General features: G+C 74.3%; 23 protein-coding genes. 12 read left to right on the top strand and 11 right to left on the bottom strand.

The window, feature by feature from the left end:
- Positions 1 to 22 precede the first annotated feature (22 nt).
- A complete protein-coding gene (gene glgX / locus EDD33_RS03770; RefSeq protein ID WP_123389167.1) occupies positions 23 to 2,206 on the bottom strand; it encodes a glycogen debranching protein GlgX in 2,184 nt (727 codons plus the stop codon).
- 110 nt (positions 2,207 to 2,316) lie between these two features.
- On the opposite strand from glgX, the gene EDD33_RS03775 reads away from it, so the two are divergent.
- The 4 genes from EDD33_RS03775 (at position 2,317) to EDD33_RS03790 (ending at position 5,435) form a co-directional block, all read left to right on the top strand.
- Positions 2,317 to 3,096, top strand: a complete 780-nt coding sequence (locus tag EDD33_RS03775) for an enoyl-CoA hydratase/isomerase family protein (RefSeq protein WP_123389168.1) — start codon at positions 2,317 to 2,319, stop codon at positions 3,094 to 3,096.
- A 68-nt stretch (positions 3,097 to 3,164) separates the two neighbouring features.
- On the top strand, positions 3,165 to 3,536 hold the full coding sequence (locus tag EDD33_RS03780; RefSeq protein WP_123389169.1) for a hypothetical protein: 372 nt from the start codon (positions 3,165 to 3,167) through the stop codon (positions 3,534 to 3,536).
- Positions 3,537 to 3,683: 147 nt separating this feature from the next.
- Entirely contained in the window at positions 3,684 to 4,466 is a 783-nt protein-coding gene (locus EDD33_RS03785) for an electron transfer flavoprotein subunit beta/FixA family protein (protein WP_235561883.1), read from the top strand.
- 15 nt (positions 4,467 to 4,481) lie between these two features.
- Positions 4,482 to 5,435 (top strand): electron transfer flavoprotein subunit alpha/FixB family protein, encoded by a 954-nt coding sequence (locus tag EDD33_RS03790; protein ID WP_123389170.1) that lies wholly within the window; start codon positions 4,482 to 4,484, stop codon positions 5,433 to 5,435.
- A gap of 102 nt (positions 5,436 to 5,537) precedes the next feature.
- Here EDD33_RS03790 and EDD33_RS03795 read toward each other — a convergent pair whose 3' ends face one another.
- The 3 genes from EDD33_RS03795 to EDD33_RS03805 form a co-directional block, all read right to left on the bottom strand.
- Complete coding sequence (locus EDD33_RS03795; protein ID WP_148076920.1) at positions 5,538 to 6,164, bottom strand: response regulator transcription factor; 627 nt, start codon at positions 6,162 to 6,164, stop codon at positions 5,538 to 5,540.
- Between the two features lie 29 nt (positions 6,165 to 6,193).
- Positions 6,194 to 7,729, bottom strand: coding sequence for a hypothetical protein (locus tag EDD33_RS03800; protein WP_148076921.1), 1,536 nt, complete (start codon positions 7,727 to 7,729; stop codon positions 6,194 to 6,196).
- Between the two features lie 242 nt (positions 7,730 to 7,971).
- The gene (locus tag EDD33_RS03805; RefSeq protein ID WP_123389173.1) at positions 7,972 to 8,337 is read right to left on the bottom strand and encodes a GntR family transcriptional regulator; all 366 of its coding nucleotides are present in this window, start codon (positions 8,335 to 8,337) and stop codon (positions 7,972 to 7,974) included.
- A gap of 68 nt (positions 8,338 to 8,405) precedes the next feature.
- Here EDD33_RS03805 and EDD33_RS03810 point away from each other — a divergent pair, with 68 nt between their 5' ends.
- From EDD33_RS03810 to EDD33_RS03825, 4 genes are all read left to right on the top strand, one after another.
- Positions 8,406 to 9,599, top strand: coding sequence for a cysteine desulfurase family protein (locus EDD33_RS03810; RefSeq protein ID WP_123389174.1), 1,194 nt, complete (start codon positions 8,406 to 8,408; stop codon positions 9,597 to 9,599).
- Positions 9,596 to 10,702: a tRNA 2-thiouridine(34) synthase MnmA gene (gene mnmA / locus EDD33_RS03815; RefSeq protein ID WP_123389175.1), complete on the top strand. Its 1,107-nt coding sequence runs from the start codon at positions 9,596 to 9,598 to the stop codon at positions 10,700 to 10,702. The genes EDD33_RS03810 and mnmA overlap by 4 nt, the downstream gene beginning before the upstream one ends.
- On the top strand, positions 10,699 to 11,670 hold the full coding sequence (locus EDD33_RS03820) for a uroporphyrinogen decarboxylase/cobalamine-independent methonine synthase family protein (protein ID WP_123389176.1): 972 nt from the start codon (positions 10,699 to 10,701) through the stop codon (positions 11,668 to 11,670). The genes mnmA and EDD33_RS03820 overlap by 4 nt, the downstream gene beginning before the upstream one ends.
- Positions 11,671 to 11,740: 70 nt before the next feature.
- Entirely contained in the window at positions 11,741 to 12,280 is a 540-nt protein-coding gene (locus EDD33_RS03825; protein ID WP_056537064.1) for a type 1 glutamine amidotransferase domain-containing protein, read from the top strand.
- 98 nt (positions 12,281 to 12,378) lie between these two features.
- Here the strand turns inward: EDD33_RS03825 and EDD33_RS03830 are convergent, their stop codons facing one another.
- The 6 genes from EDD33_RS03830 to EDD33_RS03855 all read right to left on the bottom strand — a co-directional run bounded on the left by EDD33_RS03830 (position 12,379) and on the right by EDD33_RS03855 (position 18,552).
- Complete coding sequence (locus tag EDD33_RS03830) at positions 12,379 to 14,028, bottom strand: MFS transporter (RefSeq protein ID WP_123389177.1); 1,650 nt, start codon at positions 14,026 to 14,028, stop codon at positions 12,379 to 12,381.
- A complete protein-coding gene (locus EDD33_RS03835) occupies positions 14,025 to 14,696 on the bottom strand; it encodes a TetR/AcrR family transcriptional regulator (RefSeq protein ID WP_123389178.1) in 672 nt (223 codons plus the stop codon). Before EDD33_RS03835 ends, EDD33_RS03830 begins: the two co-directional genes overlap by 4 nt.
- Before the next feature lie 148 nt (positions 14,697 to 14,844).
- Complete coding sequence (locus EDD33_RS03840) at positions 14,845 to 15,624, bottom strand: hypothetical protein (RefSeq protein WP_123389179.1); 780 nt, start codon at positions 15,622 to 15,624, stop codon at positions 14,845 to 14,847.
- Positions 15,625 to 15,755: 131 nt separating this feature from the next.
- Entirely contained in the window at positions 15,756 to 16,361 is a 606-nt protein-coding gene (locus EDD33_RS03845; RefSeq protein ID WP_148076922.1) for a hypothetical protein, read from the bottom strand.
- Between the two features lie 86 nt (positions 16,362 to 16,447).
- Positions 16,448 to 17,824 carry an MFS transporter gene (locus tag EDD33_RS03850; protein ID WP_170169688.1) on the bottom strand — a complete coding sequence of 459 codons (1,377 nt, stop codon included), beginning with the start codon at positions 17,822 to 17,824 and terminating at the stop codon, positions 16,448 to 16,450.
- A gap of 29 nt (positions 17,825 to 17,853) precedes the next feature.
- Positions 17,854 to 18,552, bottom strand: a complete 699-nt coding sequence (locus tag EDD33_RS03855; protein WP_246003353.1) for an alpha/beta hydrolase — start codon at positions 18,550 to 18,552, stop codon at positions 17,854 to 17,856.
- A 257-nt stretch (positions 18,553 to 18,809) separates the two neighbouring features.
- Between EDD33_RS03855 and ligA the strand changes: the two genes are divergently transcribed.
- Entirely contained in the window at positions 18,810 to 20,882 is a 2,073-nt protein-coding gene (gene ligA, locus EDD33_RS03860) for an NAD-dependent DNA ligase LigA (protein ID WP_281274211.1), read from the top strand.
- On the opposite strand, the gene EDD33_RS03865 is transcribed toward ligA, so the two are convergent.
- Positions 20,879 to 21,793: an SGNH/GDSL hydrolase family protein gene (locus EDD33_RS03865; RefSeq protein ID WP_170169689.1), complete on the bottom strand. Its 915-nt coding sequence runs from the start codon at positions 21,791 to 21,793 to the stop codon at positions 20,879 to 20,881. The two genes, ligA and EDD33_RS03865, sit on opposite strands and share 4 nt — an antisense overlap.
- 18 nt (positions 21,794 to 21,811) lie before the next feature.
- Between EDD33_RS03865 and gatC the strand changes: the two genes are divergently transcribed.
- The 3 genes from gatC to gatB are packed head-to-tail and all read left to right on the top strand — an operon-like array spanning position 21,812 to position 25,151.
- Positions 21,812 to 22,111 (top strand): Asp-tRNA(Asn)/Glu-tRNA(Gln) amidotransferase subunit GatC, encoded by a 300-nt coding sequence (gene gatC, locus EDD33_RS03870; RefSeq protein ID WP_123392983.1) that lies wholly within the window; start codon positions 21,812 to 21,814, stop codon positions 22,109 to 22,111.
- A complete protein-coding gene (gatA, locus tag EDD33_RS03875) occupies positions 22,108 to 23,640 on the top strand; it encodes an Asp-tRNA(Asn)/Glu-tRNA(Gln) amidotransferase subunit GatA (protein WP_123389183.1) in 1,533 nt (510 codons plus the stop codon). Before gatC ends, gatA begins: the two co-directional genes overlap by 4 nt.
- The gene (gene gatB / locus EDD33_RS03880) at positions 23,637 to 25,151 is read left to right on the top strand and encodes an Asp-tRNA(Asn)/Glu-tRNA(Gln) amidotransferase subunit GatB (protein ID WP_123389184.1); all 1,515 of its coding nucleotides are present in this window, start codon (positions 23,637 to 23,639) and stop codon (positions 25,149 to 25,151) included. The genes gatA and gatB overlap by 4 nt, the downstream gene beginning before the upstream one ends.
- Positions 25,152 to 25,341 lie beyond the last annotated feature (190 nt).

Here is a 25,341-nt window from a genome sequence, read left to right on the forward strand (position 1 = left end):
ACCTGGGCTCCCCGGGCTCCCCCTACCCCTCCTGCAGCAGCACCAGCGCGCGCGGGGCGAGCGCGAGCGCGTCGCCCGCGGCGACCGTGGTCCCGACCGGGTGGGCGGGGTCGGTGGAGAGCACGACGCGCCCCGACTGCACCCAGTCGTTGACCGGCAGCGTGACCTCGCAGGCGGCGGGGGAGGCGTTGACCCAGAGCATGAAGCTGGTGTCGCGCTGCTGCTCCCCGCGCGGACCGGGGGCGCGCAGCGGGTCGCCGGAGACGAACATGCCGAGCGCGTGCAGGTGGGGGTCGAGCCAGTCGTCGCCGGTCATCTCGCGGCCCGAGGGGTGGATCCAGGCGAGGTCCTTGGGGCCGCCCCGGATGGTGGGCCGCCCCTCGAACCAGTGGCGCTGGCGCAGCGCGGGGTGCTCGCGCCGCAGCCGCAGCGCCGTACGCGTGATCTCGAACTGGCCCAGCCACGCGTCGTCCGCGCGCCAGTCGACCCACGAGACCGGGTTGTCCTGGCAGTAGGCGTTGTTGTTGCCGCCCTGGGTGCGGCCCCGCTCGTCACCGGCGGTGATCATCGGGACGCCGGCGGACAGGCACAGCGTCGCCATCAGGTTGGCCGCCTGCCGCTGCCGCAGCGCGAGCACCTCGGCGTCGTCGGTCTCGCCCTCGACGCCGCAGTTCCACGACCGGTTGTTGTCGCTGCCGTCGCGGTTGCCCTCGCCGTTGGCCTCGTTGTGCTTGTGGTCGTAGGAGACCAGGTCGCGCAGCGTGAAGCCGTCGTGGGCGGTGACGAGGTTGATCGAGGCGTACGGCGACCGCCCGTCGTCGAGGTAGAGGTCGCTCGACCCGGCCAGGCGGGTCGCCACGGTGCGCACGCCGTCGGTGCTCGCGCGCCAGAAGTCGCGCAGCGTGTCGCGGTACTGGTCGTTCCACTCGGTGAACGGAGGCGGGAACTCCCCGACGCGGTAGCCCTCGCCGGTGACGTCCCACGGCTCGGCGATCAGCTTCACGTGCCGCAGCACGGGGTCCTGGCCGATGCAGGTCAGCAGCGCGCCGGCCATGTCGACGTCGTGGCCGGTGCGGGTCAGCGCCGACATCAGGTCGAAGCGGAAGCCGTCGACGTGCATCTCGGTGACCCAGTAGCGCAGCGAGTCCAGGATCATCCGCAGCATCGCGGGGTTCTCGGCGTTGACGGTGTTGCCGCAGCCGGTGACGTCCCAGTAGGCGTCGGGCTGGCGGTGGTCCTGCGACCTGGCGTGCACCCGCTTGTAGGCACCGCGGTCGTCGAGGCCGCGGAAGCACAGCGTCGGCCCGTCGGGACCGGCCTCGGCGGTGTGGTTGTAGACGACGTCGAGCAGCACCTCGATGCCGGCGGCGTGGAAGCTCTTCACCATCTGCTGGAACTCCGCGACCTGCTCGCCGCGGTCGCCGGCGGCGGCGTAGGCCCCGTGCGGGGCGAAGAAGCCGATCGAGTTGTAGCCCCAGTAGTTGGCCAGGCCGTGCGGGGCGAGGTGGGCCTCGGAGGCGAACTGGTGGATGGGCAGCAGCTCGACCGCGGTGACGCCGAGGTCGTTGAGGTAGTCGGTGACGACGTGGTGGCCCAGCCCGGCGTAGGTCCCCCGGAGCTCCTCGGGCACCCGGTCGTGCAGCGCGGTGAAGCCCTTGACGTGCAGCTCGTAGATCGCGGTGTCGCGCCAGCGGGCGCGGATCGGGCGGTCCTCGCCCCAGTCGAAGTCGTCGCGGACGACGACGCTGCGCGCGACGTACGGCGCGGAGTCGCGCTCGTCGCGCCGCAGCGGCTGGACCGGACGACCGCTGCGGTCGGACTCGTGGCCGTGCACCGCCGGGTGGGTGAGGAACTCGCCCGCGACCGCGCGGGCGTAGGGGTCGAGCAGCAGCTTGTGGGGGTTGAAGCGCATCCCGCTGTCGGGCGCCCAGGGGCCGTCGGCGCGGAAGCCGTAGCGCTGGCCGTGCTGCACCCCGGGGACGGCGCCGTGCCAGATGCCGAGGCTGTGCTCGGTCAGGGTGTGGCGGGTCTCGACCTCGCCGCCGGCCCCGTCGTCGTCGAAGAGGCACAGCCACACCTCGGTGGCGTCGGGTGCGTGCACCGCGAAGTTGGTCGACTCCTCGCCCCACGTGGCTCCCAGGGGCCAGTTGCGGCCCGGCCACACCGCCACGCGCTCGTCGGCGGCCGACCACTGTCCTGGAGTCACAGGGGCGATTATGAGGCAGGGGTCGCGTTCGGCGCCGCCGGACGCCGAAACCGCCGCTCCTCTAGGGTCGGGGCGGACCGGCCGGCGGTCGACGACGAGGAGGTACTGGCATGGGTGAGTTCGTGCGGCTCGAGGTGGCCGACGGGGTGGCGACGCTGCGGCTGGACCGGCCGAAGATGAACGCCCTGAGCGTCCAGGTCCAGGAGGAGATCCGGGCCGCGGCGACCGAGGCGACCGAGCGCGACGACGTCAAGGCGGTCGTGGTCTACGGCGGCGAGCGGCTCTTCGCGGCCGGTGCCGACGTCAAGGAGATGGCCGACATGTCGCACACCGACATGGTCAAGCGCTCCGGTGCCCTGATCTCCTCGCTGTCCACGGTGGCCCGCATCCCCAAGCCCGTCGTCGCCGCGATCACCGGCTACGCGCTGGGCGGCGGCTGCGAGCTCGCGCTGTGCGCGGACGTGCGCTTCGCCGCCGACGACGCCGTGCTCGGCCAGCCCGAGGTGCTGCTCGGCATCATCCCGGGCGCCGGCGGCACCCAGCGGCTGAGCCGCCTGGTCGGCCCGAGCAAGGCCAAGGACATCATCTTCACCGGCCGCTTCGTGAAGGCCGACGAGGCGCTGGCGATCGGCCTGGTGGACCGGCTCCTCCCGAAGGAGAAGGTCTACGAGGAGGCCCACGCCTGGGCCGCGCAGTTCGCGAACGCCGCGTCGTACGCCCTGCGTGCGGCCAAGGAGGCGATCGACCGCGGTCTCGAGGTCGACCTCGAGACGGGGCTGGAGATCGAGCGCCAGCAGTTCGCCGCACTCTTCGCCACCGAGGACCGTGCCCTCGGCATGGGGTCGTTCGTTGAGAACGGGCCGGGCAAGGCCCGGTTCGTGGGACGCTGACCCGTCCGGCCCCCCGGGGCCGCGCCGACGCCGTTCCCGCCACCACGCCCACCACCGCAGGAGCCCCCGTGTCACCGAAGGCCAGGACCGACGAGTCCACCCCCCGCCGCACCTCCACGCTCAGCCAGCACGCCGTGAGGACCCAGGTCGCCCGGGTCGTGCGGATCGTGTTCATCGTGCTCGCGGTCGTGCTCGCGCTCGGCGCGCTGCTCGTGGTGCTGCGCGACAGCGTCAACGAGCAGAACACCATCGTGAAGCTGGTCACCGACGTGGCCGAGGCCGTGTCGGGCCCGTTCAGCCGTCAGGACGGCATCTTCGACTTCTCGGGCAAGAACGCCGAGGCCAAGAACGCCCTGGTCAACTGGGGCATCGCCGCGATCGTCTACCTGGTCCTGGGCCGGGTCCTCGCGGGCGTGATCGCGCCCAAGGGCAAGGCCTGAGCCACGTCGCCGGGGTCGTCGTCGCTGTGACTGACCACACCCGAGTGACCCCTCACCGCTCTCGCGACCGGTGGGTAACATCGAGTCACACGTCCACCTGAGGAGGGGCCCCCACGGGCCGTTGCCACCATGAACATCATCGTCTGTGTGAAGTACGTCCCCGACGCGACCGCCGACCGCCACTTCGAGTCCGACCACACGGTCGACCGCGCCGGCGTCCCGGGCCTGCTCTCCGAGCTCGACGAGTACGCCGTGGAGCAGGCGCTGCAGCTCAAGGAGAAGGCCGACGGCGAGGAGGTCACCGTGACCGCCCTGACCGTCGGTCCCGACGAGGCCGCCGACGCGATCAAGAAGGCGCTGCAGATGGGTGCCGACAAGGGCGTCCACGTCGTCGACGACGCGATCGCCGGGTCCGACTACGTCTCCACCTCGCTCGTCCTGGCCAAGGCCGTGGAGAAGCTGGGTGCGGAGACCCCCGTCGACCTGGTGATGTGCGGCATGGCCTCGACCGACGCCTCCGGCTCGGTCGTCCCGGCCATGCTCGCCGAGCATCTCGACCTGCCCCAGGTCACCCTCGGCTCGGTCATCGAGCGCCAGGGCGACCAGGTCCGGATCAAGCGCGACGGCGACACCTCCACCGAGGTCATCGGCGCCACCACCCCGCTCGTGCTCTCGGTCACCGACCAGTCGGGCGAGGCCCGCTACCCCTCCTTCAAGGGGATCATGGCCGCGAAGAAGAAGCCGCTCGAGAGCTGGTCGCTCGCCGACATCGGCGTCGACGCCAGCGAGGTCGGCATCGAGGCCTCCTGGACGCTCGTGGAGAGCACCGAGGAGCGCCCGCCGCGCACCGCCGGCGAGATCGTGGCCGACGAGGACGGGTCGGGCGCCAAGGCGCTCGTCGACTTCCTCGCGTCCAAGAAGTTCATCTGAGCAGGAGATAGGGACATGTCTGAAGTTCTGGTGCTCGTCGACCACGTCGACGGCAAGGTCCGCAAGCCCACCCTCGAGCTGCTCACCATCGCGCGTCGCCTCGGTGAGCCCTCCGCGGTCTTCATCGGTGACGCCGGTGCGGCCGACGGGGTCGCCGAGACCGTGAAGAAGTACGGCGCCGAGAAGGTCTACGTCGTCGACGACGCCGAGATCAAGGGCTACCTCGTGGCACCCAAGGCCGAGGTGCTGCAGCAGCTGGTCGAGAAGACCTCCGCCGCCGCGGTGCTGATCCCCTCCTCCGCCGAGGGCAAGGAGGTCGGCGCGCGCCTGGCCGTCAAGACGAAGTCGGGCCTGATCACCGACGCCGTCGACGTGCAGGAGGGTCCGGTCACCACGCAGTCGGTCTTCGCCGGCAACTACACCGTGCAGGCCAAGATCACCCAGGGCACGCCGATCATCACCGTGAAGCCCAACTCGGCCGCCCCCGAGGAGGCCGCGGGTGCCGGCACCGTCGAGCAGTTCTCGCCGTCGATCTCGGACTCGGCCAAGAAGGCCAAGATCGTCGCCTCCCAGGCCCGCAAGGCCTCGGGCCGTCCCGAGCTGACCGAGGCCGCCATCGTGGTCTCCGGCGGTCGCGGCACCGGCGGCAACTTCGAGGAGGTCGAGGGCTTCGCCGACTCGCTGGGTGCCGCCGTCGGCGCCTCGCGTGCCGCCGTCGACTCCGGCTGGAAGCCCCACGCCTTCCAGGTCGGCCAGACCGGCAAGGTCGTCAGCCCGCAGCTCTACGTCGCCAACGGCATCTCCGGGGCGATCCAGCACCGCGCCGGCATGCAGACCTCGAAGACGATCATCGCGGTCAACAAGGACGACGAGGCGCCGATCTTCGAGCTCGTCGACTTCGGCGTGGTGGGCGACCTCCACACCGTGCTCCCGGCCGCGACCGAGGAGATCACCAAGCGCAAGGGCTGAGCCCTCCCGCTCGACGTCACGGGACGTCGTACGACCTGCTCGTCTCGACGACCGGTCCGTACGGCGTCCCGTCGGCGTTCGCGCGGCAGGTGATCAGGACGGTCAGGACCAGGACGCCCGGGCGGCCAGGGCCACCGCCTCGCGCTGCGAGGACACGTCGAGCTTGCGCAGGATCGCTCGCACCTGGGAGCGCACCGTCGCCTCCGAGACGTGGCCGGCGACCGCGATCTCCCGGACCGAGCTGCCGGCGAGCAGGGACCGCAGCACGTGGGCCTCGCGCGTGGACAGGTCCTCGAGCGGGGCGAGTGTCGCCCGGCGCCGGCGCTCGGCCGTGCGGGCCAGCGCGATCAGCCGGTCGCGGTCCTGGGGCGTCATCAGCGACCCGCCCCGCGCGACGACGAGCACGCCCTCGACCAGCTCGTCCAGCGGACGCTCCTTGGCGATGAACCCGGAGGCTCCGCGTGCCAGGGCCGTGCCGATCTTCTCCTCCTCGCGCGTCGCCGAGACGACCACGACGGTGGCGCCGAGGGCCACCAGGGGCGGCACCAGGTCGGCCCAGTCGCCCAGGGCGCCGAGGTCGAGGTCGAGCAGCACCACGTCGGGACCGAGCGCCCGGACGTCGTCCAGCAGGCGAGCCGGGTCGCGCAGCGTGGGCACCGTGCAGGCCACTCCACGTGAGCGGAGGGCGAAGGCGAGGGCGTGGGTGAGCAGGGGGTGGTCGTCGATCATGACGACCTGGGTGGGCGCCCACCCTTCGCTCACCGGCCCGCCCGGGTGGCCGCGACGTGCTGCTGGCCCGAGGACGCCGTGCGCTGTCGCGGGATGCGGTGGGTGTCCGTGGTCGCACCGGGTGCGCGCAGGGCGGGCGGCGGCGGGCACATCGGGATGAGGAGGTGCACGACGCCGGCACCCTCGTCGTGCTCCAGCGAGCCGCTCTGGCGTTGCATCAGGCCGGCCGCCCGCAGGTGGGGCGCGACGGCGACGGCGCCCGTCGACCGCTCGTGGCGCGCGCGTGCGGACCCGCGCACGGTGACCGAGATGCGGGCCACCGCACGGTCGTGGGTCGCCGTCACCTCGACGCGTCCGCCGGCGGCCCGGCGATGGCTGGCCTGGAGCACGTCGCGCAGCGCCGACTCGAGGTCGACGAGCTGGCCCAGGACGACGAGCGGAGGGACGTCCACCACGACGTCCGCGCCGCGCGAGCGGGCGGCGCGGGCGGCGCGGCCGACGACGAGGTCGAGGGCGACCGGGCCGCCCCCCAGCGCGACGCGGTGCCGACGCAACGTGTCGTCCAGCGAGGAGATCTCGGCCAGTGCTGCCCGCCGGAGGTCGGCCGAGGGGTCCCGGTCCTCTGCCGCGTCCCGGGTGGGCACGCTGGCCCAGATGTGGACCGCCGCCCGCAACCCCGCGAGCGTCCCCCGGGCGTGGTGGGACAGGCTGCGCTCCTGCTGCTGCAGCAGGGCGAGGTCGTCCCGGGTCCGCAGCAGGTCGGTCTCGAGCTGGGCGGCCCGGTGCACCTCGGCCCGGACCGACGAACGCAGGTCGCCGTGCGCCATCAGCGCTGCGGTCGCGGCAAGGGCCGCGATCACCAGCAGGGCGGCGGTGGCCCCGGGACCGGGCACCCGCGGGTCCGCGACGACCAGCACCTCGGTCACCCCCATCAGGAGCAGCGAGGGCGTCAGCGCCCCGGCCCAGGGATGACTGCGGGATCGGCGGGCGGCGTACCACGCGCAGGCGGCCCAGACCGCGGCCATCAGGACACCGACGCCGCGCAGGAGGGCCGGCACGGCACCCGGCCACCAGGCGGCGGTGGAGGCGAGCACGACGGGGACCAGCAGCAGGACGGACGCAGCGCCGACCGTCGCCGGCGTGCCGTTCGGGCGCGCGAGCGCGCGCACGAGCAGGACGACGACGCTCAGCGCGACGCAGGCACGGCCGAGACCGACGGCGGTCAGCGCCACCGGTGAGGAGCTCGCGGTGTCCAGCGAGGTGTGGCTCCCGAGGTGGAGCGGCATCAGCACCAGGCCGAACAGGGCGGTGACGCGGGCCCGGGCCCGGACCTCCGGCAGTCGGGTGAGCAGGTGCTGGGCGTGACGCAGGCACGCGGCCACCAGGAGCAGGCCGGCGGCCGCGACGATGGCCACCGTGTTGTGGGAGCGGACCACCTCCACCGGCACGAGGGCGTGGATGGCGAGGGCCAGTCCCACGGCGAGGGCCGTGGCCGGGACCACGAGCAGGTCGCGGCGCCAGGAGTGCCCGCGGGCAGCAGCTCCGGGCGCCCGAGTCGTGTCCACCAGGGGAATATGTGTCACCCCGGAGCGCCGCGCAAGGAGGTCCGTCGAACGTGTCGCACCCTGGCGGAGGGCGTCTCGACAGGCGGTCAGCGGGATCGCGGAGAAGCCTGGGATGTCGGAAAGGTCCGCCGGAAATGCATGGTCCGGGGTGCTTTGTCCGGGCCCGTCGGCGGCGGGATCGCTCCAACGAACAGGCTGTCGTGCCGGCGAGCTGTCTAGTCCGGTCGCACCACCGACACGGGTCAGCCCCTCAGCGCACGGCGCACCAGCGCCAGCACCTCGTCGTCGCCCAGGCCCAGTCCACGGGCCTGGCCGACGTACGTCGTGGCGGCCTCCCGCGCCGCCCGCTCCACCCCGCCGCCGGTGACGACGCTCCCGGCGCGGCCGCGGGTCTCGATGACCCCGGCGGCCTCGAGCTCCTTGTAGGCCCGAGCCACGGTGCCCGCCGCCAGGCCCAGGGTCTCCGCCAGCCGCCGCACGGGCGGCAGCCGCGTGCCCGGCCGCAGCGTGCCGTCGTCGACCTGCGCCCGGATCGCCTCGCGGACCTGCTCGTACGGCGGCTCGGGCGCCCCGGGGTCGAGGTCGAGCACGAGGTCGGGGTCGGTCACGGGGCTGCTCCTCGGACGGGCGGACGGCCCACGGGGACGCCTGGACCGGCGCGTAGGCTTGACCGGCGATGACCGTATACCTCGACCACGCGGCGACGACGCCGATCCTCCCCGAAGCCGCAGCCGCGATGGTCGCGGAGCTGACGCGGGTCGGCAACGCCTCCTCGCTGCACGCCTCGGGCCGGGCCGCCCGCCGGGTCGTCGAGGAGTCGCGGGAGCGGGTCGCCCGCGCGCTGGGGTGCCGCCCCGGCGAGGTGGTCTTCACCTCCGGCGGCACCGAGTCGGACAACCTCGCCGTCAAGGGCCTCTACTGGGCCCGCCGGGCCGAGGACCCCCGCCGGGTGCGGATCCTCTCCACCCCCGTCGAGCACCACGCGGTGCTCGACCCGCTGCACTGGCTGGCCGGCGAGGGCGCGCAGGTCGAGCACGTCGCCGTCGACCGCCTCGGCCGGCTCGACCTCGACGCCTTCCGGGCGGCCGTCGAGTCCGACCCCGGCAGCGTCGCCCTGGTCAGCGTGATGTGGGCCAACAACGAGGTCGGCACCGTGCAGCCCGTGGCCGAGGTCGCCGAGATCGCCCACGCCCACGGCATCCCGGTCCACACCGACGCGGTCCAGGCCCTCGGCCAGCTCCCGGTCGACTTCGCCACCAGCGGGGTCGACGCGCTGACGGTCACCGGGCACAAGGCCGGCGGCCCCTACGGCGTCGGCGCCCTCGTCGTACGCCGTGAGCTGGAGCCGACCGCGCTGCTCCACGGCGGCGGCCAGGAGCGCGACATCCGCTCCGGCACCATCGACCCGCCCGCCGTCGCCGGTTTCGCGGTGGCCTGCGAGCTCGCCGTGCAGCGCCAGCCCGAGCTGGCCGTCCGGCTCAGCGCGCTGCGCGACCGGCTGGTGGCGGGCGTGCTGCACGAGGTGCCCGACGCCGTGCTCAACGGCGACCCGGAGGGCCGGCTGCCGGGCAACGTCCACCTCGCCTTCCCCGGCTGCGAGGGCGACTCGCTGCTGATGCTGCTCGACGCGCACGGCATCGAGTGCTCGACCGGCTCGGCCTGCGACGCCGGGGTGCCGCAGGCCTCCCACGTGCTGATCGCGATGGGCCACGACGCGCAGTTCGCGCGCTCCTCGCTCCGCTTCTCCCTCGGCCACACCACCACCGACGCGGACGTCGACGCGGTCGTGGCCGTGGTCGCCGCCGCCGTCGAGCGGGCCCGCGGCGCCGCGCTCGTCTCCCGCGCCCCGGCCGGGTCCGGCCGACGATGAAGGTCCTCGCGGCGATGTCCGGCGGGGTCGACTCCGCCGTCGCCGCCGCCCGGGCCCACGAGCAGGGCCACGAGGTGACCGGCGTCCACCTCGCGCTCTCGCGCAACCCGCAGAGCTACCGCTCCGGCGCCCGCGGCTGCTGCACCATCGAGGACGCCACCGACGCCCGGCGTGCCGCCGACGTGATCGGCATCCCGTTCTACGTCTGGGACCTCAGCGACCGCTTCCACGAGGACGTCGTGGAGGACTTCGTCGAGGAGTACGCCGAGGGCCGCACCCCCAACCCGTGCCTGCGGTGCAACGAGAGGATCAAGTTCGCCGCCGTGCTCGACCGCGGCCTGGCGCTCGGCTTCGACGCCGTCGCCACCGGCCACTACGCCCGTCTGGTCCCGGGCCCCGACGGCGAGGTCGAGCTGCACCGCGCCGTCGACGCCGCCAAGGACCAGAGCTACGTCCTCGGCGTGCTCACCCAGGACCAGCTCGCGCACGCGCTGCTCCCGCTCGGCGACACCCCCAAGGCGCAGGTGCGCGAGGAGGCCGCCCGCCGCGGGCTGCTCGTGGCCGACAAGCCCGACAGCCACGACGTGTGCTTCATCAGCGACGGCGACACCGGCGGCTGGCTGGCCGAGAAGCTCGCCGACCGCGGGGTCAACGCGGGCGGCGACATCGTCGGTCGCGACGGCGAGCTGCTGGGCCGCCACGAGGGGTCCTGGCGCTACACCGTCGGCCAGCGCAAGGGGCTGCGGCTGGGCACGCCCGCCGCCGACGGCCGGCCGCGCTACGTGCTCGACATCGAGCCGGTCTCCGGCACCGTCACGGTCGGCCCCCGCGAGTCGCTGGCCGTGGACGGCCTCGAGGGCACCCGCCCTCGCTGGTGCGGTGCCGCGCCCACGGGGCCGCTGGAGTGCACCGTGCAGCTGCGGGCCCACGGCGAGCCCCACCGTGCGGTGGTGCTGCCCGACGGGGACCGCGTCGAGGTCCGGCTGACCGACCCGGCCGACGGCATCGCGCCGGGCCAGGCGGTCGTGGTCTACGACGGCACCCGCGTCGTCGGCTCGGCCACGATCGAGGCCACCCGCAGCGTCGCCGGCCGGTCCGCGTGACCCGCGCCAGCGGCATCGGGTCGCTGCCGGGCGAGGACGCCCACGAGGCGGCGCGCGTCGTGCTCGGGGAGCTGCCCGACCTGCCGCACCTGCCCGAGCTGCCCGCGCGCGGAGCGCTCGCCGACCTGACCGGCCGTGCCGTCGCCGTCGTGTCCGACCTCGGGTTCGACCTGCAGCCCGCGGGCTGGCGGCTGACCGACGCCGCGGGGGTCGACCACCGCCGGGCCCGGTCGCTGCTGGCGCAGGACCTCGACGCGTTCGAGGAGGAGTCGCAAGGCTTCACCGGGACGCTCAAGGTGCAGGTCGCCGGGCCCTGGACGCTGGCCGCCACGGTCGAGAAGCCGCGCGGCGACAAGGTGCTGAGCGACCACGGCGCCCGTCGCGACCTCGCCCAGGCGCTCGCGGAGGGCGTGCGCACCCACCTCGCCGACGTCGCCCGTCGGGTGCCGGGCGCCGAGCTGGTGCTGCAGGTCGACGAGCCGGCGCTGCCCGCGGTGCTCGCGGCGCGGGTGCCCACCGCGTCGGGCTTCGGCCGCCACCGCTCCGTGACGCCCCCGGTCGCCTCCGAGGCGCTGGAGTGGGTGCTGGACGCCGCCGACGACCGGCTCACGGTCGTCCACTGCTGCGACGCCGAGGTGCCGGTCGGGCTGCTCCGCTCGGCCGGCGCCGGGGCGGTCTCGGTCGACGTCGCCACGCTGGCCGTCACGGCGTACGACGAGCTGGCGACCGTGCTCGACGAGGGCGGCACCGCGCTGCTCGGCGTCCTGCCCGCGACGGGGTCCGCCGCCCCGTCGGTCAAGGCCGCCGTCGAGCGCACGATGCGGCTGCTCGACATGCTCGGGCTGGACCCGGCCGAGGTGTCCGACCGGCTGGTGCTCACCCCGGCCTGCGGGCTGGCGGGCGCCACCCCGGCGTACGCCCGGGCGGTGCTGGCGGCGCTGCGCGGGGCCGCCGAGGCGCTGACCTGACGGGTCCTCGACGCCGGTGATCGTGGCCCTGGGGTGGGTACACGGTCGTCACCGACGAGAGGAGCACGACGTGCCTGACCTGAACGGCAAGAAGGTCGCCATCATCGCCACCTCGCACTTCGAGGAGGCCGAGCTGGTCACCCCGCGTGACGAGCTCGCCAAGATGGGGGCCGAGGTCAAGGTGTACAGCACCTCGACCGACCCCATCCAGGCGGTGGAGGGCGACACCGAGCCCACCCAGAAGGTGCCGGTCGACGGCGTCTTCACCGACCTCGACGTCGACTCGGTCGACGCGGTCGTGGTGCCGGGTGGCACCGTCAACGCCGACACCATCCGCACCGACGAGGACGCCCAGGAGATCGTGCGCCAGGCCCTCGAGCTCGACAAGGTGCTCGCGATCATCTGCCACGGACCGTGGTTGCTCGCCTCCGCCGACGTGGCGCGGGGCAAGCGGCTGACCAGCTTCCCGAGCCTGTCCGTGGACCTGCGCAACGCCGGGGCCGAGTGGGTCGACGAGGAGGTCGTCGTCGACGGCAGCCTCATCACCAGCCGCAACCCCGACGACCTGCCGGCCTTCGTCGAGGCGATCGCCGAGGCGCTCGAGGCCTGAGCCGGCACCACCGACGGGGCCGGGGGGAGATCCCCCCGGCCCCGTCGCTGTGCCCGGGCCCGGACGTCGTGGGCGCGGTCGGTCGGTGACGACCTGGCTCAGCCCGCGTGCACGCCCTCCGGCGCGTCGTCGGTGGCCAGATCCTCGTGCTTGACGCCGAGGAAGATCCACACGATCAGGCTGGCGCCCCAGATCATGAAGGCACCGGTGAGGAACGCGTTGGTCGCGCCCTGGGTGAACGCACCCTGGTAGGCGATGTCGGCGAAGGCCGACCGCATCGCCTCGGTGGGCTCGCTGCCCGCCGGGGTGGCCGCCTGGAGCGCGCCCGCGATCTGGGTGGCCCGCTCGGTCGAGAAGTGCACCGCCACGGTGGACAGGGCGGCCAGACCCAGCGCGCCGCCGACCTGCTGCATCGTGTTGAGCACGCCCGAGCCGATGCCGGAGTCGCGGTGGGAGACGCCGTGGACGGCGGCCAGCGTCATCGGCACGAAGGTCGCGCCCATGCCCAGCGACATCAGCGAGATGAAGGGGAAGATGTCGGTCCAGTAGCTGATGCCGGCGCCGAGGTGCACCTCGCCGCTGGTGACGGTCGAGATGATGGTGCGCGCGCTGTCGTCGACCGAGAGCCGCGAGAAGCCGAGCAGCGCGAAACCGGCCATGGCCGTGCCGATGCCGGCGATCCAGCGGGGGTCGACCCTGTCCATGAGCTTGGAGGACACGGTCGCGGCGATGACGATGCCGAGGCTGAAGGGCAGGAACGCGACGCCGGTGTGCAGCGGGGAGTAGCCCATGACGTTCTGCACGAACTGCGAGAGGAAGTAGAACATCGCGAACATCGCCGCCGGCACGATCATCATCGTCACGAACGCGGTCGCGCGGGTCCGGCTCAGCAGGATCCGGAACGGCAGCAGCGGGTGCGCCACGCGGCGTTCGATGGCCACGAACGCGGCCAGCAGCACCACGCCGAGGACGAGGGCGACGAGGGTCTGCGCGTCGTCCCAGCCGTGGCTGGGCTCGCCGGCGCGGGAGAGGCCGAAGACGATCGCGACGAGGCCGGCGGTGCCGGACAGGGCGCCGGGCACGTCGAGCTCGCCGGCGTGCGACTCGCTCTCGGCCAGCACGCGGGGTGCGGCGAAGGCGGCGGCCAGGCCGATCGGCACGTTGATCAGGAAGGTCAGGCGCCAGCCGTCGACGGTGGTGCCGAACAGGTCGGGGGTGAGGCCGGTGAGCCAGCCGCCGAGCAGCAGGCCGACCGCGGCACCGGCGCCGGACATCGCGGCGTAGATCGAGAACGCGCGGTTGCGCTGCGGGCCGGCCGGGAAGTTGGTGGTGATCAGCGCCAGGGCGGCGGGGGAGGCCAGGGCGGCGCCGAGGCCCTGCAGTCCCCGGGAGGCGAGCAGCATGGCCTCGTTGGCGGCGAGGCCCCCGACACCGGAGGCGACGGCGAAGATCGCGACGCCGATCATGAACACGCGGCGGCGGCCGTAGAGGTCGCCGAGGCGGCCGCCCAGCAGCAGCAGGCCGCCGAAGGCCAGCGCGTAGCCGGTGACGACCCACTGCAGGTTGGCCTGCGAGATGTCGAGGTCGCTCTGGATGAAGGGGAGCGCGATGTTGGCGATGGTCGCGTCGAGCACGACCATCAGCTGCGCGACGGAGATCAGCAGCAGGGCCCAGCCCAGGCGGGTGGTGCCGCCGGTGGTCTCGGCCGGCTCGGCCGGGATGGCCGCGGGCTCACGGGTGTCGGTCATGACGTTGCTTCCTGGGAGTGGGTGGTGGTGCGGGCGGTGACGGTGGTGCCAGGGGTGGGACCGGGAGTGCCAGGGGCGGGGGCCCCGAGGCCGACGGCGGGGAGGATCACGTGGTCGATGACGCGGCGCACCACGTCGTCGTCCACCGGCAGGCCGAGGACGAACGCGCGGTGCAGGACGATCCCGGCCAGTGACGGGGCGACCACGTCGAGGTCGAGGGCGGCGTCGATCTCGCCGCGCTCGGTCGCGCGGCGGTAGATGCGCAGCGAGGCCTCGACCTTGGGTGCGATGAACGCCGAGCGGAACCGCTCGGCGAAGTCGGGGTCGTTGCTGACGGCGGTCATCACGGCGCCGAGCAGGCCCGAGGCGTCGCCCGTGCCCAGGCCGTGGCGGCCGCAGAAGGTGGCGAGCAGGTCGCCACGCAGGGTCCCGGTGTCGTGCACCTCGACCTGGGGCGCCTGCTTGGCGCGCACCATCGCGTCGACGACGAGGCTGGCCTTGCCGTCCCAGCGGCGGTAGAGCGTGGCCTTGCTGGCGCGGGCCTCCTTGGCCACGGCGTCGAGCGTGAGCCGGTCGTAGCCGGCGCTGAGCAGCAGCCGGACGGTGGCGTCGAGGATCTCCTCCTCGCGCGCCCCCTCGACCCGGGGACGGAGCTGGGGCGGGGTCACCTGCTCGTCACCTCCTCGTCACGGAATGGAACGAAACCGTTTCGTTCCATCGAGGAGTCGCAAGGCGCCCAGCGCCCGAGGTGTTCCCTGGGCCGCTGCTGGTCTAGCCGCGAGTGGCCCAGTCAGGAGGAGTGGCGGCGGGCCCGCGTCAGGGAGCGGTGGAGGGCTCCGCTGCGGGGGCCGACGGGCTGGTGCCCGAGGTGGGGGTCGGGTCGGCAGTCGGGGTGGGGTCGGTCGGCTCCGAGGGCTCCGCCGTCGGGGTGGGGTCGGCCGTGGGGGTGGGGTCCGCGGTCGGGGTGGGGTCCGACGTGCTCTCGTCGGTCGTGGTGCCGTCCTGCGTGGGCTCCTCGGACGGCGCCGGCTGCTCGGTGTCCTGGCTCGAGGAGCCGCGGTCGACGACCGAGGTGACCGTCGTGCGGCCCGCGTCGTCGTCGCCCGCCAGCGAGGCCAGCGAGCGTCCGGTCAGGCCCTCGAAGGAGGTGATGACGACCAGCGCGACGAGCATCACGGCGGCACTGGCCAGCGCGACCTTGCCCCAGGGCAGGTCGACGCGGCGGGGGTCCAGCCGGGCGAGCAGCCCGCCCTGCGCCGCCTTCTCCTCGGCCGCGGCCCGCTCGACGTCGGACTCCACGGCGGCCAGCTGCTGGGTGCGCGAGGTGCTGCCCGTGCGGGAGACGGCCGCGGCGATCAGCGAGGCCTCGCGGACCTGGGCCGCGCGGCGGCGTACGGCCTCGGCGGAGCGCTTCAGCGAGTAGGAGTACGTCGCGGCGCCCACCGTGGCGACCACGCTGCCGACGGCGGCGCCGATCAGGGTGCCGGCGGTGCCGAGCCAGGAGGCGAAGAAGGCAGCGGAGACCGCGGCCAGGGCGCTCGCCATCACCTGGATGCCGGAGAGCTCGAGCTTGCGGGGGGCGTCGTCGTCGGTCATGGTCCTCGCGGATCGGGAGCGGGCGTACCGAGGTACGACGTCCCGGACCCCCCGGAACGTTCCCGGAACCGAGGGTGACCTCGCCCACGTGGCCCCACCGGGGCCGCCGCGGGCGAGGTGGCAGCGACGCCTCAGGAGGACCGCACGGTCTCCAGGCGCTCGCACGTGCCCTGCACGTCGGTCACGTCGTCCCCGGAACCGATGGCCTCGCGCACCTCGTCGTAGCCCTCGAACTCGTCGAGCGCCTTCAGGCTGCCCGCGAGGTCGCGACTCTGCGCGGCGAAGGCCTCGCTCACCGCCTTGACCTCCGCGGTGAAGGCGTCGGGGTCGTCGAGGGGGATGGCGCGGGCCCGGGCCTCCAGGGCGGTCATGTCCTCGACGAGCTGCTCCATCGTGCCGACCGCGGCCTCCTGGATCTGCTCGCCCTCGGCGACCTCGGGCTCGCCGGCGTCGGTGACGCGCTGCACGGCGCTCCTGGCCGACGTCGCGGCGTTGCCGGCGGTGCCGCTCAGCGAGGACCGCACGTTGCCGGGCGGGTTGTCGGGGATCTCGAGCTGCCCGCGCAGGGCGTCGTTGCCCGCGGAGAGGATCTGGCGCACGCTGCTGGCGCTGCCGCAGTAGGTGCCGGCCCACGTCTGGACCGCGCCGGAGCTGCCGCCGCAGGCGGCGAGGAGGGGGGAGGTGAGCAGGACCGTGGTCGCGACGAGGGAAGCACGGCGTCCGAGAGGAGAAGTCATGGCGCCCATGCTGGCAGCCGGAGTCGCCGGGTGCAGGAGTTCGTCCGAGCAGAAGGAAACCCGCCACGACCGCTCCGGCGACGCCCTCAGTCCGGTGGGACGGACGCGTCCTGTCGCCGCCTCGCGAGCAGGCGCGGCACGAGCAGCAGCAGCCCCAGGACGGGCAGCACCGTGAGCAGCAGCAGCGCCCCGTCGACGCCCAGCGGGTCGCCCAGGCCGCCCACGACGGCCGAGCCGATGCCGCCGCCGACCAGGAAGAACAGGGTGGCGATGCCCAGGGCCACACCGCGGACGTCGTCGGCGACCGCGTCGCCGACCGCCTCCATCAGCGCGGGCTGGCCGAGCCCGAAGGCGAACGTGACCACGACGACGGCCGTCACCAGCAGGGGCGCGGAGGTCTGCCGCGCACCCAGCGCCGAGACCAGCAGGGCGACGGTCGTGACGCCGGCGGCCAGCGCGAGCGCGGGGCCGGCACCGACGCGGGCCAGGATCGGGCCGGCGAGGCGCGGGGCGGCCAGCCCGGTCACCGCGCTGGGCAGCAGCGCCACGCCGACCTGCCAGGGCTCCCAGCCGTCGGCGACCAGCACGGCGGGCACGGCGATGAGCAGGGCGAACCAGGCCGCGGGGACGGCCCCGGCGGCCAGGGCGCTGCGCACCACCGTGGCGTTGCGGATGACGCTGGCCGGGAGGAATCCGTGGGGCCGGCGCCGCACCCACATCGCCACGGCCGGGGCGCCCAGCACGGCCAGCGCCGCGCCGACCGCCGCGACGACGGGACCGGTGGAGGGCGACTGCACGAGCAGCACCACGCCGGCCGCGGTCGCGGCCACCAGCACCGCGCCGACCAGGTCCAGGCGGGCGCCCGAGCCGTCGGTCGGCACCGAGCGCCAGAGCAGCGGCAGCAGCAGGGCGCCCAGCACGGGCAGCGCGATCACCGCGCGCCAGCCCAGCAGGCCCTCGACGACGCCGCCCGCGAGGGGCCCGAGGCAGCTGACGGCGGCGGCGATGCCGGCGACCCGGCCGAGCGCGAAGCCGCGGGCGGAGCCGGAGAAGCGGGCGCTGACCAGTGCCACGCCCAGGGTCGGCACGGCCGCCGCACCCGCCCCCTGGAGCACGCGTGCGGCCAGCAGGACGCCGAAGTCGGGCGACAGCGCGCCCGCGAGCGCCCCGGCCGTCATCAGGGTGACGCCGACGAGCAGCGGCAGTCGCACCCCGACCAGGTCGGAGACCCGGCCGTAGACCGCGGTGGCGACGGCGAGCATCAGCGCGTAGAGGCTGATCGCCCAGGCGCTGACCCCGGTCGAGACGTCGAGGTCGGCCGCCACCGTGGGCAGCGCGATCGCCGCGGAGGAGCTGCCGAGGCCGGCCAGCCCGAAGAGCAGCCCGACCAGGACGGGCACGCGGGCCGGACCGGGTGCCGCCGCGTCGGCGGTGGTGTCGCGCGGGGCGGTGGCGGAGGACATCGTGGGTCTGAACCGGCGCGACCCCCGGCTCATTCCTGCGAGGTGCGGTCGGGGCCCCGGTCCAGGCCCCGGTCGGGGTGGGGGACGCCGGCCCGCGCGAGGACCTCGAGCACCGCGTCGAGGGCGAACCGGTTCCAGGTGTCCTGCCGGGCGAGCATGTAGTGGCCGAGCCGGCCCAGGTCGGTGAACCCCGCCGAGGCGGCGACCGGGCGGGCCCGCTCGACGTAGGCCCGGGTCGCCCGCGCCGAGGTGATCTTGTCGCGGCTGCCGTGGCCCAGCAGCACGTGGCGCCCGGCGAGCGCGGCGACGGGGTCGCCCGGCTCGAGCCAGGGGGCGAGCCCGACGACGCCGACGACGGCGGGGTGGTCGGCCACGCGGACCGAGGTACGCCCGCCCATGGAGTGGCCGAGCAGCACCACGGGGACGCCGGGGTGCGCGCGGGCCAGCTCGGCCAGGGCCCAGCGGGCGTCGGGCACGGGGGAGGGCTCGGGGCCGGCGCCCTCGTTCCAACCGCGCACGGCGTAGCGCAGCAGCCACGTCGCGACACCGTGCCGGGCGAGCCGAGGCTCCAGCACGTCGCGCATCCGGCCGGTGCGCCACAGCGAGGCGCTGCGCGGGCCCACCTCCTGCAGGCCGTGCTGCGCGCCCCCGTGCAGCATCAGCACCACCGCCCCGGGCGAGCGTGGGCTCAGCGAGGCGTCGGGGGGCAGCAGGGAGGGTGCGGGCACGTGCTCATCCAATCGGGCGGCTGGTGGGGCAGCGGGTGGGGCGGTCGGTCGGACCGGGTGCGGTTCGGCGCGACCCGCACCTGTGGATGGGAGCGGACGGGACGCGGAGGGGTGTCGGTGGCGCACGGCAAGATGGGCCCGTGAGCAAGAGCAGCGACGTGACCGCTCCCGACAGCACCCCGGACCCCGCCCCGGACCCCACTCCGGACCCCACCCCGGACCCGGACCCGGCTCCGGCCCAGGACCCGCAGGCCGAGCTGCGCCAGGAGCACCGCCGCCTGGCCGAGGAGGTCGACCAGGCGCGCTGGCGCTACTACGTGCTGGACGACCCGACCCTGTCCGACGCCGACTTCGACTCGCGGATGCGGCGCCTGGAGGAGCTCGAGGGCCAGGTGCCCGACCTGCGCACGCCGGACTCGCCGACGCAGCAGGTCGGCGGCGCGGTCTCGACCGAGTTCACGGCCGTGGACCACCTGCAGCGCATGGAGAGCCTCGACAACGCGTTCTCGACCGACGAGCTCGCCTCCTGGGTCCAGCGCCTGGTCCGCGACGGGATCACCGACCCGGCCTACCTCTGCGAGCTCAAGGTCGACGGGCTGGCGATCAACCTGCTCTACGAGGACGGCCGGCTGGTGCGGGCGCTCACCCGTGGTGACGGCCGGACCGGCGAGGACGTCACGCCCAACGTCAAGACCATCGACTCGGTGCCGCACCGGCTGCGCGAGAGCGAGGAGTTCCCCACGCCGCGGCTGCTCGAGGTGCGCGGCGAGGTGTTCCTGCCCGTGCAGGCCTTCGAGCGGCTCAACGAGGCGATGACCGAGGCCGGCAAGCCGATGTTCGCCAACCCGCGCAACGCCGCCGCGGGGTCGCTGCGGCAGAAGGACCCTCGGGTCACCGCGACCCGTGCGCTCGGGATGGTCTGCCACGGCATCGGCGCCCGTGAGGGCTTCGAGCCGGCCGCGCAGTCGCAGGCCTACACCGCGCTGCAGGCCTGGGGCCTGCCCACCTCCGACCAGGTCGAGGTGGTCACCGGCCTCGAGGCGGTGGCGGCCTACGTCGAGCACGTCGGCGAGCACCGCCACACGATCGTGCCCTACGAGATCGACGGCGTCGTCGTGAAGGTCGACGACGTCACCCTGCAGCGCCGGCTGGGCTCGACGAGCCGGGCGCCGCGGTGGGCGATCGCGTTCAAGTACCCGCCCGAGGAGGTCAACGCCGAGCTGCTCGACATCTCGGTCAACGTCGGCCGCACCGGCCGGGTGACGCCCTTCGGGGTGATGGTGCCGACCAAGGTCGCCGGCTCCACGGTGGAGAACGCCACCCTGCACAACGCCCACGAGGTCCGGCGCAAGGACGTCCGCCCCGGTGACACCGTCATCCTGCGCAAGGCCGGTGACGTGATCCCGGAGATCCTCGGGCCGGTGCTCGCGCTGCGGCCCGAGGGGCTGCCGGAGTGGGAGATGCCGACCGAGTGCCCGGCCTGCGGCACGCCGCTCGCCCAGCAGAAGGAGGGCGACAAGGACCTCCGCTGCCCCAACCACGAGCACTGCCCCGCCCAGGTGCGCGAGCGCGTCTTCCACGTCGCCGGTCGCGGGGCCTTCGACATCGAGGGCCTCGGCTACGAGGCCGCCGTCGCCCTGCTCGAGGCCGGCGCGATCGCCAACGAGGGCGACGTGTTCGAACTCGACGAGGCCAGGGTGCTGACCGCGCCGCTGTTCACCCGCGCGCCCAGGAAGGGCGAGGAGGGGCCACAGCTCAGCGCCAACGGGCAGCGCCTGCTCGACAACCTGCGGCGACGGCTCGACGTGCCGCTCTGGCGGGTGCTGGTCGCGCTCTCCATCCGCCACGTCGGCCCCACGGCGGCACGGGCTCTGGCCCAGGAGTTCGGCTCGATGGCGGCGATCCGGGGTGCGTCCGAGGCCGAGCTCGCCGCTGCCGAGGGCGTCGGGCCGACCATCGCCGCGGCGGTGATCGAGTGGTTCGCCGAGCCGTGGCACGTGCGGATCGTGGACACCTGGGAGGCCTCGGGCGTCTCGATGGCCGACGAGCGCGACGAGTCGGTGCCGCGCACCCTCGAGGGCCTGACCATCGTGGCGACCGGCTCGCTGCAGGACTTCAGCCGCGACTCCGTCAAGGAGGCGATCATCAGCCACGGCGGCAAGGCCTCGGGGTCGGTGTCGAAGAAGACCGACTACGTCGTGGTCGGCGAGAACGCCGGCTCCAAGGCGGAGAAGGCCGAGCAGCTCGGCGTCCCGGTGCTCGACGAGGCGGGGTTCAAGCGGCTGCTCGCCGAGGGCCCGCCGGATCCCGAGCCCGAGGACGCCTCCTAGCGCTCCACGGCGGCCACGACCGCCTCGGCGACGGCCCGCTGCTCGGCCGCGAAGGGGTGGAAGGCCAGCGCCCGCTGCTGGTCGGTGGTGGCGCCGTTGATCCAGGGGTCCTCGGCGCAGATGTCGTGGCCCTCGGTGGCCGCGGCCACGTCGACGTAGGTCGCCCCGGCCCGGCGGGCGGCGGTGCGCACCGCGTCGTTGAGCCCGGTGTTGAGCCGCGCCGCGGCCGCCTGGCTCGCCGCGGACAGCGGCAGCGCCTCGCAGCCCTCGCCCGCTGCCACGATCGTGGGGTAGCCCACGGCCAGCACCCGGGCGTCGGGCGCCCGACGGGCCGCGAGCCGGAGCACCCGGGCCAGGTCGGTGGCGGTGCGCCCCAGACGCTGCCGCAGCCGCGCCTCGGTCGCGGCCGAGATGGGCCGCGAGCAGTCGGTGGCCGCGACCCCGGGCCGGCCGCACTGGCCGACCAGGGTGGAGAACACGCCGCCGTCGTTGCCGCCCATCGAGACCGTGACGAGGTCGGCGTCGGGTCCGAGCGCGTCGGCCTGCGGGGGCACGCCGTCGAGCTGTGGCCGGCGTACGTCGCCGGTGTCGGCGCCCGCGCAGCTGACGTCGGTCAGGTCGGCGCCCAGCGCGTCGGCGACCTGGGCGGGGTAGTTGTCGTCGGAGCGGAAGCAGCCGCCGGCCACGTCGGTCTGCGGCACGAAGGGGGCGGAGGTGTAGGAGTCGCCCAGGGCGACGTACGACGTGCCGCCGGGCGCCTCGGAAGGGGCGGCCGCCGACGGCGCGGCCGAGGGGGCCGGCTCCGGCGTGCCCGTCCCCGCCCCGCAGCCGGAGAGCAGCAGGGCCGCCGCGAGACCGCCGGCGAGCGCGGTCGCGCGGGGACGAGGGGGCAGCAGGGGAAGGAGACGCACGCACCTAGGATGACGGGCATGCCTGACATCAGCCGGGAGCAGGTGCGCCATCTGGCCGACCTCGCCCGCATCGAGCTCGACGACGCCGAGCTGGACCACCTCGCGCCGCAGCTCTCCGTGATCCTCGAGTCCGTCGCCTCCATCAGCGAGGTGGCCACCGACGACGTCCCGCCGACCAGCCACCCGCTGCCGGTCACCAACGTGTTCCGCGACGACGTCGTGCGGCCCTCCCTCACGCCGGAGCAGGCGCTCTCGGGTGCCCCGGCGGTGGAGGAGCAGCGCTTCGCGGTGCCGCGGATCCTGGGGGACGAGCAGTGACCACGCCCCTGATCGAGCGCTCCGCCGCCGCCCTGGCGCAGGCCCTGGCCTCGGGCGAGACGACCAGCGTCGAGCTGACCGAGGCCTTCCTGAGGCGGATCGCCGAGGTCGACGGCGCCGTCCACGCCTTCCTCCACGTCGACGCCGAGGGCGCGCTGGCCGCCGCCCGGGCCTCCGACGAGCGCCGCGCCGCCGGCACCCCCGCCTCCGCGCTCGACGGCGTGCCCGTCGCCGTCAAGGACGTGCTGGCCACCGAGGGGCTGCCGACCACGTGCGGCTCGAAGATCCTCGAGGGCTGGCGTCCGCCGTACGACGCGACGGTGGTCGCCCGCCTGAAGGCCGCCGGCCTGCCGATCCTGGGCAAGACCAACATGGACGAGTTCGCGATGGGCTCCTCGACCGAGCACTCGGCGTACGGCCCCACGCACAACCCGTGGGACCTCGACCGGATCCCCGGCGGCTCCGGGGGCGGCTCGGCCGCCGCGGTGGCCGCCTTCGAGGCGCCGCTCGCGATCGGCACCGACACCGGCGGCTCGATCCGCCAGCCCGGTGCCGTCACCGGCACCGTGGGCGTCAAGCCGACCTACGGCGGGGTCTCGCGCTACGGCCTGGTCGCCATGGCCAACAGCCTGGACCAGGCCGGTCCCGTCACCCGCACCGTGCTCGACGCGGCGCTGCTGCACGAGATCATCGGCGGCCACGACCCGCTGGACTCCACGAGCATCGACCAGCCGCTGCCCGCGGTGGTGGACGCGGCCCACGCCGGCGCAGGCGTCGACCTGGCCGGGCTGCGGGTCGGCATCGTCTCCGAGCTCGGCGGCGAGGGCTACCAGCCCGGGGTCCAGCAGCGCTTCGACGAGGCCGTCGAGCTGCTCGTGAAGGCCGGCGCCGAGGTCGTGCAGGTCAGCTGCCCGAGCTTCGTCCACGCGCTGGCGGCCTACTACCTGGTGATGCCGAGCGAGGCGTCGTCCAACCTGGCCCGCTTCGACGCGATGCGCTACGGCCTGCGGGTGCTGCCCGAGGGCGTGGACTCCCCGAGCGCCGAGGACGTCATGCGCGCCACCCGCGACGCGGGCTTCGGCGACGAGGTGAAGCGCCGCATCATCCTGGGCACCTACGCGCTCTCCAGCGGCTACTACGACGCCTACTACGGCTCCGCCCAGCAGGTCCGCACCCTGATCAGCCGCGACTTCGAGGCCGCCTTCGAGCAGGCCGACGTGCTGGTCTCCCCGACCTCGCCCACCACGGCGTTCCGGCTGGGGGAGAAGCTCGACGACCCGCTGGCGATGTACCTCAACGACGTCGCCACCATCCCGGCCAACCTCGCCGGCGTGCCCGGCATCTCGGTCCCGGCCGGTCTGGCCGAGGAGGACGACCTGCCGGTCGGCTTCCAGGTCCTCGCCCCGGCGACGGCCGACGACCGCCTCTACCGCGTCGGCGCGGCCCTCGAGGCCCTGCTCGAGCAGCAGTGGGGCGGCCCGCTGCTGAGCGCGGACAAGCTCGCACTCGAGACCGAGGAGCACGCATGAGCACCCCGACCGAGCTGGTCGACTTCGACGAGGCGCTGGCGTCGTACGACCCCGCGATGGGCCTGGAGGTCCACGTCGAGCTCAACACCGCCACCAAGATGTTCTGCGGCTGCCCGGCCGTCTTCGGCGGCGAGCCCAACACCCAGACCTGCCCGACCTGCCTCGGCCTGCCCGGCTCGATGCCGGCGGTCAACGCCCGGGCCGTCGAGTCCGCGATCCGGATCGGCCTCGCGCTGAACTGCGAGATCGCCGAGTGGTGCCGGTTCGCCCGGAAGAACTACTTCTACCCGGACATGCCCAAGAACTTCCAGACCAGCCAGTACGACGAGCCCATCGCCTTCGACGGCTGGACCGACGTCGAGGTGGTGACCGAGAACGGCACCGAGACCTTCCGCGTCGAGATCGAGCGCGCCCACATGGAGGAGGACACCGGCAAGTCGCTGCACGTCGGCGGCGCGACCGGTCGCATCCACGGCGCCGACTACTCCCTGGTCGACTACAACCGCGCCGGCATCCCCCTGATCGAGATCGTCACCCGCCCGATCACGGGCGCGCGCGAGCACGCCCCCGCGGTGGCCCGGGCCTACGTCGCCCACCTGCGCGAGCTGATCGTGGCGCTCGGGGTCTCCGAGGCGCGGATGGACCAGGGCAACCTGCGTGCCGACGTCAACCTGTCGCTCGCGCCGGTGGGCTCGGGCGGGCTCGGCACCCGGACCGAGACCAAGAACGTCAACTCCTTCCGCTCGGTGGAGCGGGCCGCCCGCTACGAGGTCTCGCGCCAGGCCGCGATCCTGCGGGCCGGCGGCTCCATCACCCAGGAGACCCGTCACTGGCACGAGGACACCGGCGTGACCACCTCGGGCCGCGAGAAGTCCGACGCCGAGGACTACCGCTACTTCCCCGAGCCCGACCTCGTGCCGGTCGCACCGTCGCGGGAGTGGGTCGAGGAGCTGCGGGCGACGCTGCCCGAGCCCCCGCGCGCACGCCGCTCGCGGCTGCAGCAGGAGTGGGGCTTCTCCGACCTGGAGATGCGCGACACCGTCGGTGCCGGCGCGCTCGGCCTGGTCGAGGAGACGATCTCCTGCGGCGCCAGTCCCCAGTCGGCCCGCAAGTGGTGGCTCTCGGAGCTGGCCCGCCGCGCCAACGAGACGGGCACCGACCTCGCTGCGCTGCCGATCACCCCGGCCGACGTCGCCCGCATCCAGGCGCTCGTCGACGAGGGCAAGATCAACGACAAGCTCGCCCGCCAGGTCTTCGACGGCGTCCTCGCCGGCGAGGGGACCCCCGACGAGGTCGTCGCCTCCCGCGGGCTCGCGGTCGTCTCCGACGACGGGGCGCTCGGCGAGGCCGTCGACCGCGCCATCGAGGCCAACCCCGACGTCGCCGCCAAGATCCGCGACGGCAAGGTGGCCGCCGCCGGCGCGCTGATCGGCGCGGTGATGAAGGAGATGCGTGGCCAGGCCGACGCCGGCCGGGTGCGCGAGCTCATCGTCGAGCGGTTGTCCTCCTGACGAGGTCGCCCAGCACCTCCTCGCCGTGAGGCGCCTCACCCCGAGGGGTGTGACGTCCGGTGCTAGCGTAGGACCGGCCCGCGTAAGGGCCCGCAACACCAGTTGGTCCCCGCGGGGGAAGCCGGTCCGAAGCCGGCGCTGACCCGCAACCGTGGGCCGCCCCTCGGGCGGCGAGCCGGAACACCCGTCG

Origin of the sequence: Nocardioides aurantiacus (genome assembly GCF_003752505.1) — a bacterium.
Classification (GTDB): Bacteria; Actinomycetota; Actinomycetes; order Propionibacteriales; family Nocardioidaceae; genus Marmoricola; species Marmoricola aurantiacus.

Excerpts from the sequence above, each read along its gene's own strand:
- EDD33_RS03790 (WP_123389170.1), top strand. The coding sequence starts at position 4,482 with ATGTCTGAAGTTCTGGTGCTCGTCGACCACGTCGACGGCAAGGTCCGC.
- gatC (WP_123392983.1), top strand. The coding sequence starts at position 21,812 with ATGCCTGACATCAGCCGGGAGCAGGTGCGCCATCTGGCCGACCTCGCC.
- EDD33_RS03840 (WP_123389179.1), bottom strand. The coding sequence starts at position 15,624 with ATGACCGACGACGACGCCCCCCGCAAGCTCGAGCTCTCCGGCATCCAG.
- mnmA (WP_123389175.1), top strand. The coding sequence starts at position 9,596 with ATGAAGGTCCTCGCGGCGATGTCCGGCGGGGTCGACTCCGCCGTCGCC.
- EDD33_RS03830 (WP_123389177.1), bottom strand. The coding sequence starts at position 14,028 with ATGACCGACACCCGTGAGCCCGCGGCCATCCCGGCCGAGCCGGCCGAG.
- gatB (WP_123389184.1), top strand. The coding sequence starts at position 23,637 with ATGAGCACCCCGACCGAGCTGGTCGACTTCGACGAGGCGCTGGCGTCG.
- EDD33_RS03810 (WP_123389174.1), top strand. The coding sequence starts at position 8,406 with ATGACCGTATACCTCGACCACGCGGCGACGACGCCGATCCTCCCCGAA.
- EDD33_RS03845 (WP_148076922.1), bottom strand. The coding sequence starts at position 16,361 with ATGACTTCTCCTCTCGGACGCCGTGCTTCCCTCGTCGCGACCACGGTC.
- EDD33_RS03850 (WP_170169688.1), bottom strand. The coding sequence starts at position 17,824 with ATGTCCTCCGCCACCGCCCCGCGCGACACCACCGCCGACGCGGCGGCA.
- EDD33_RS03795 (WP_148076920.1), bottom strand. The coding sequence starts at position 6,164 with ATGATCGACGACCACCCCCTGCTCACCCACGCCCTCGCCTTCGCCCTC.
- EDD33_RS03775 (WP_123389168.1), top strand. The coding sequence starts at position 2,317 with ATGGGTGAGTTCGTGCGGCTCGAGGTGGCCGACGGGGTGGCGACGCTG.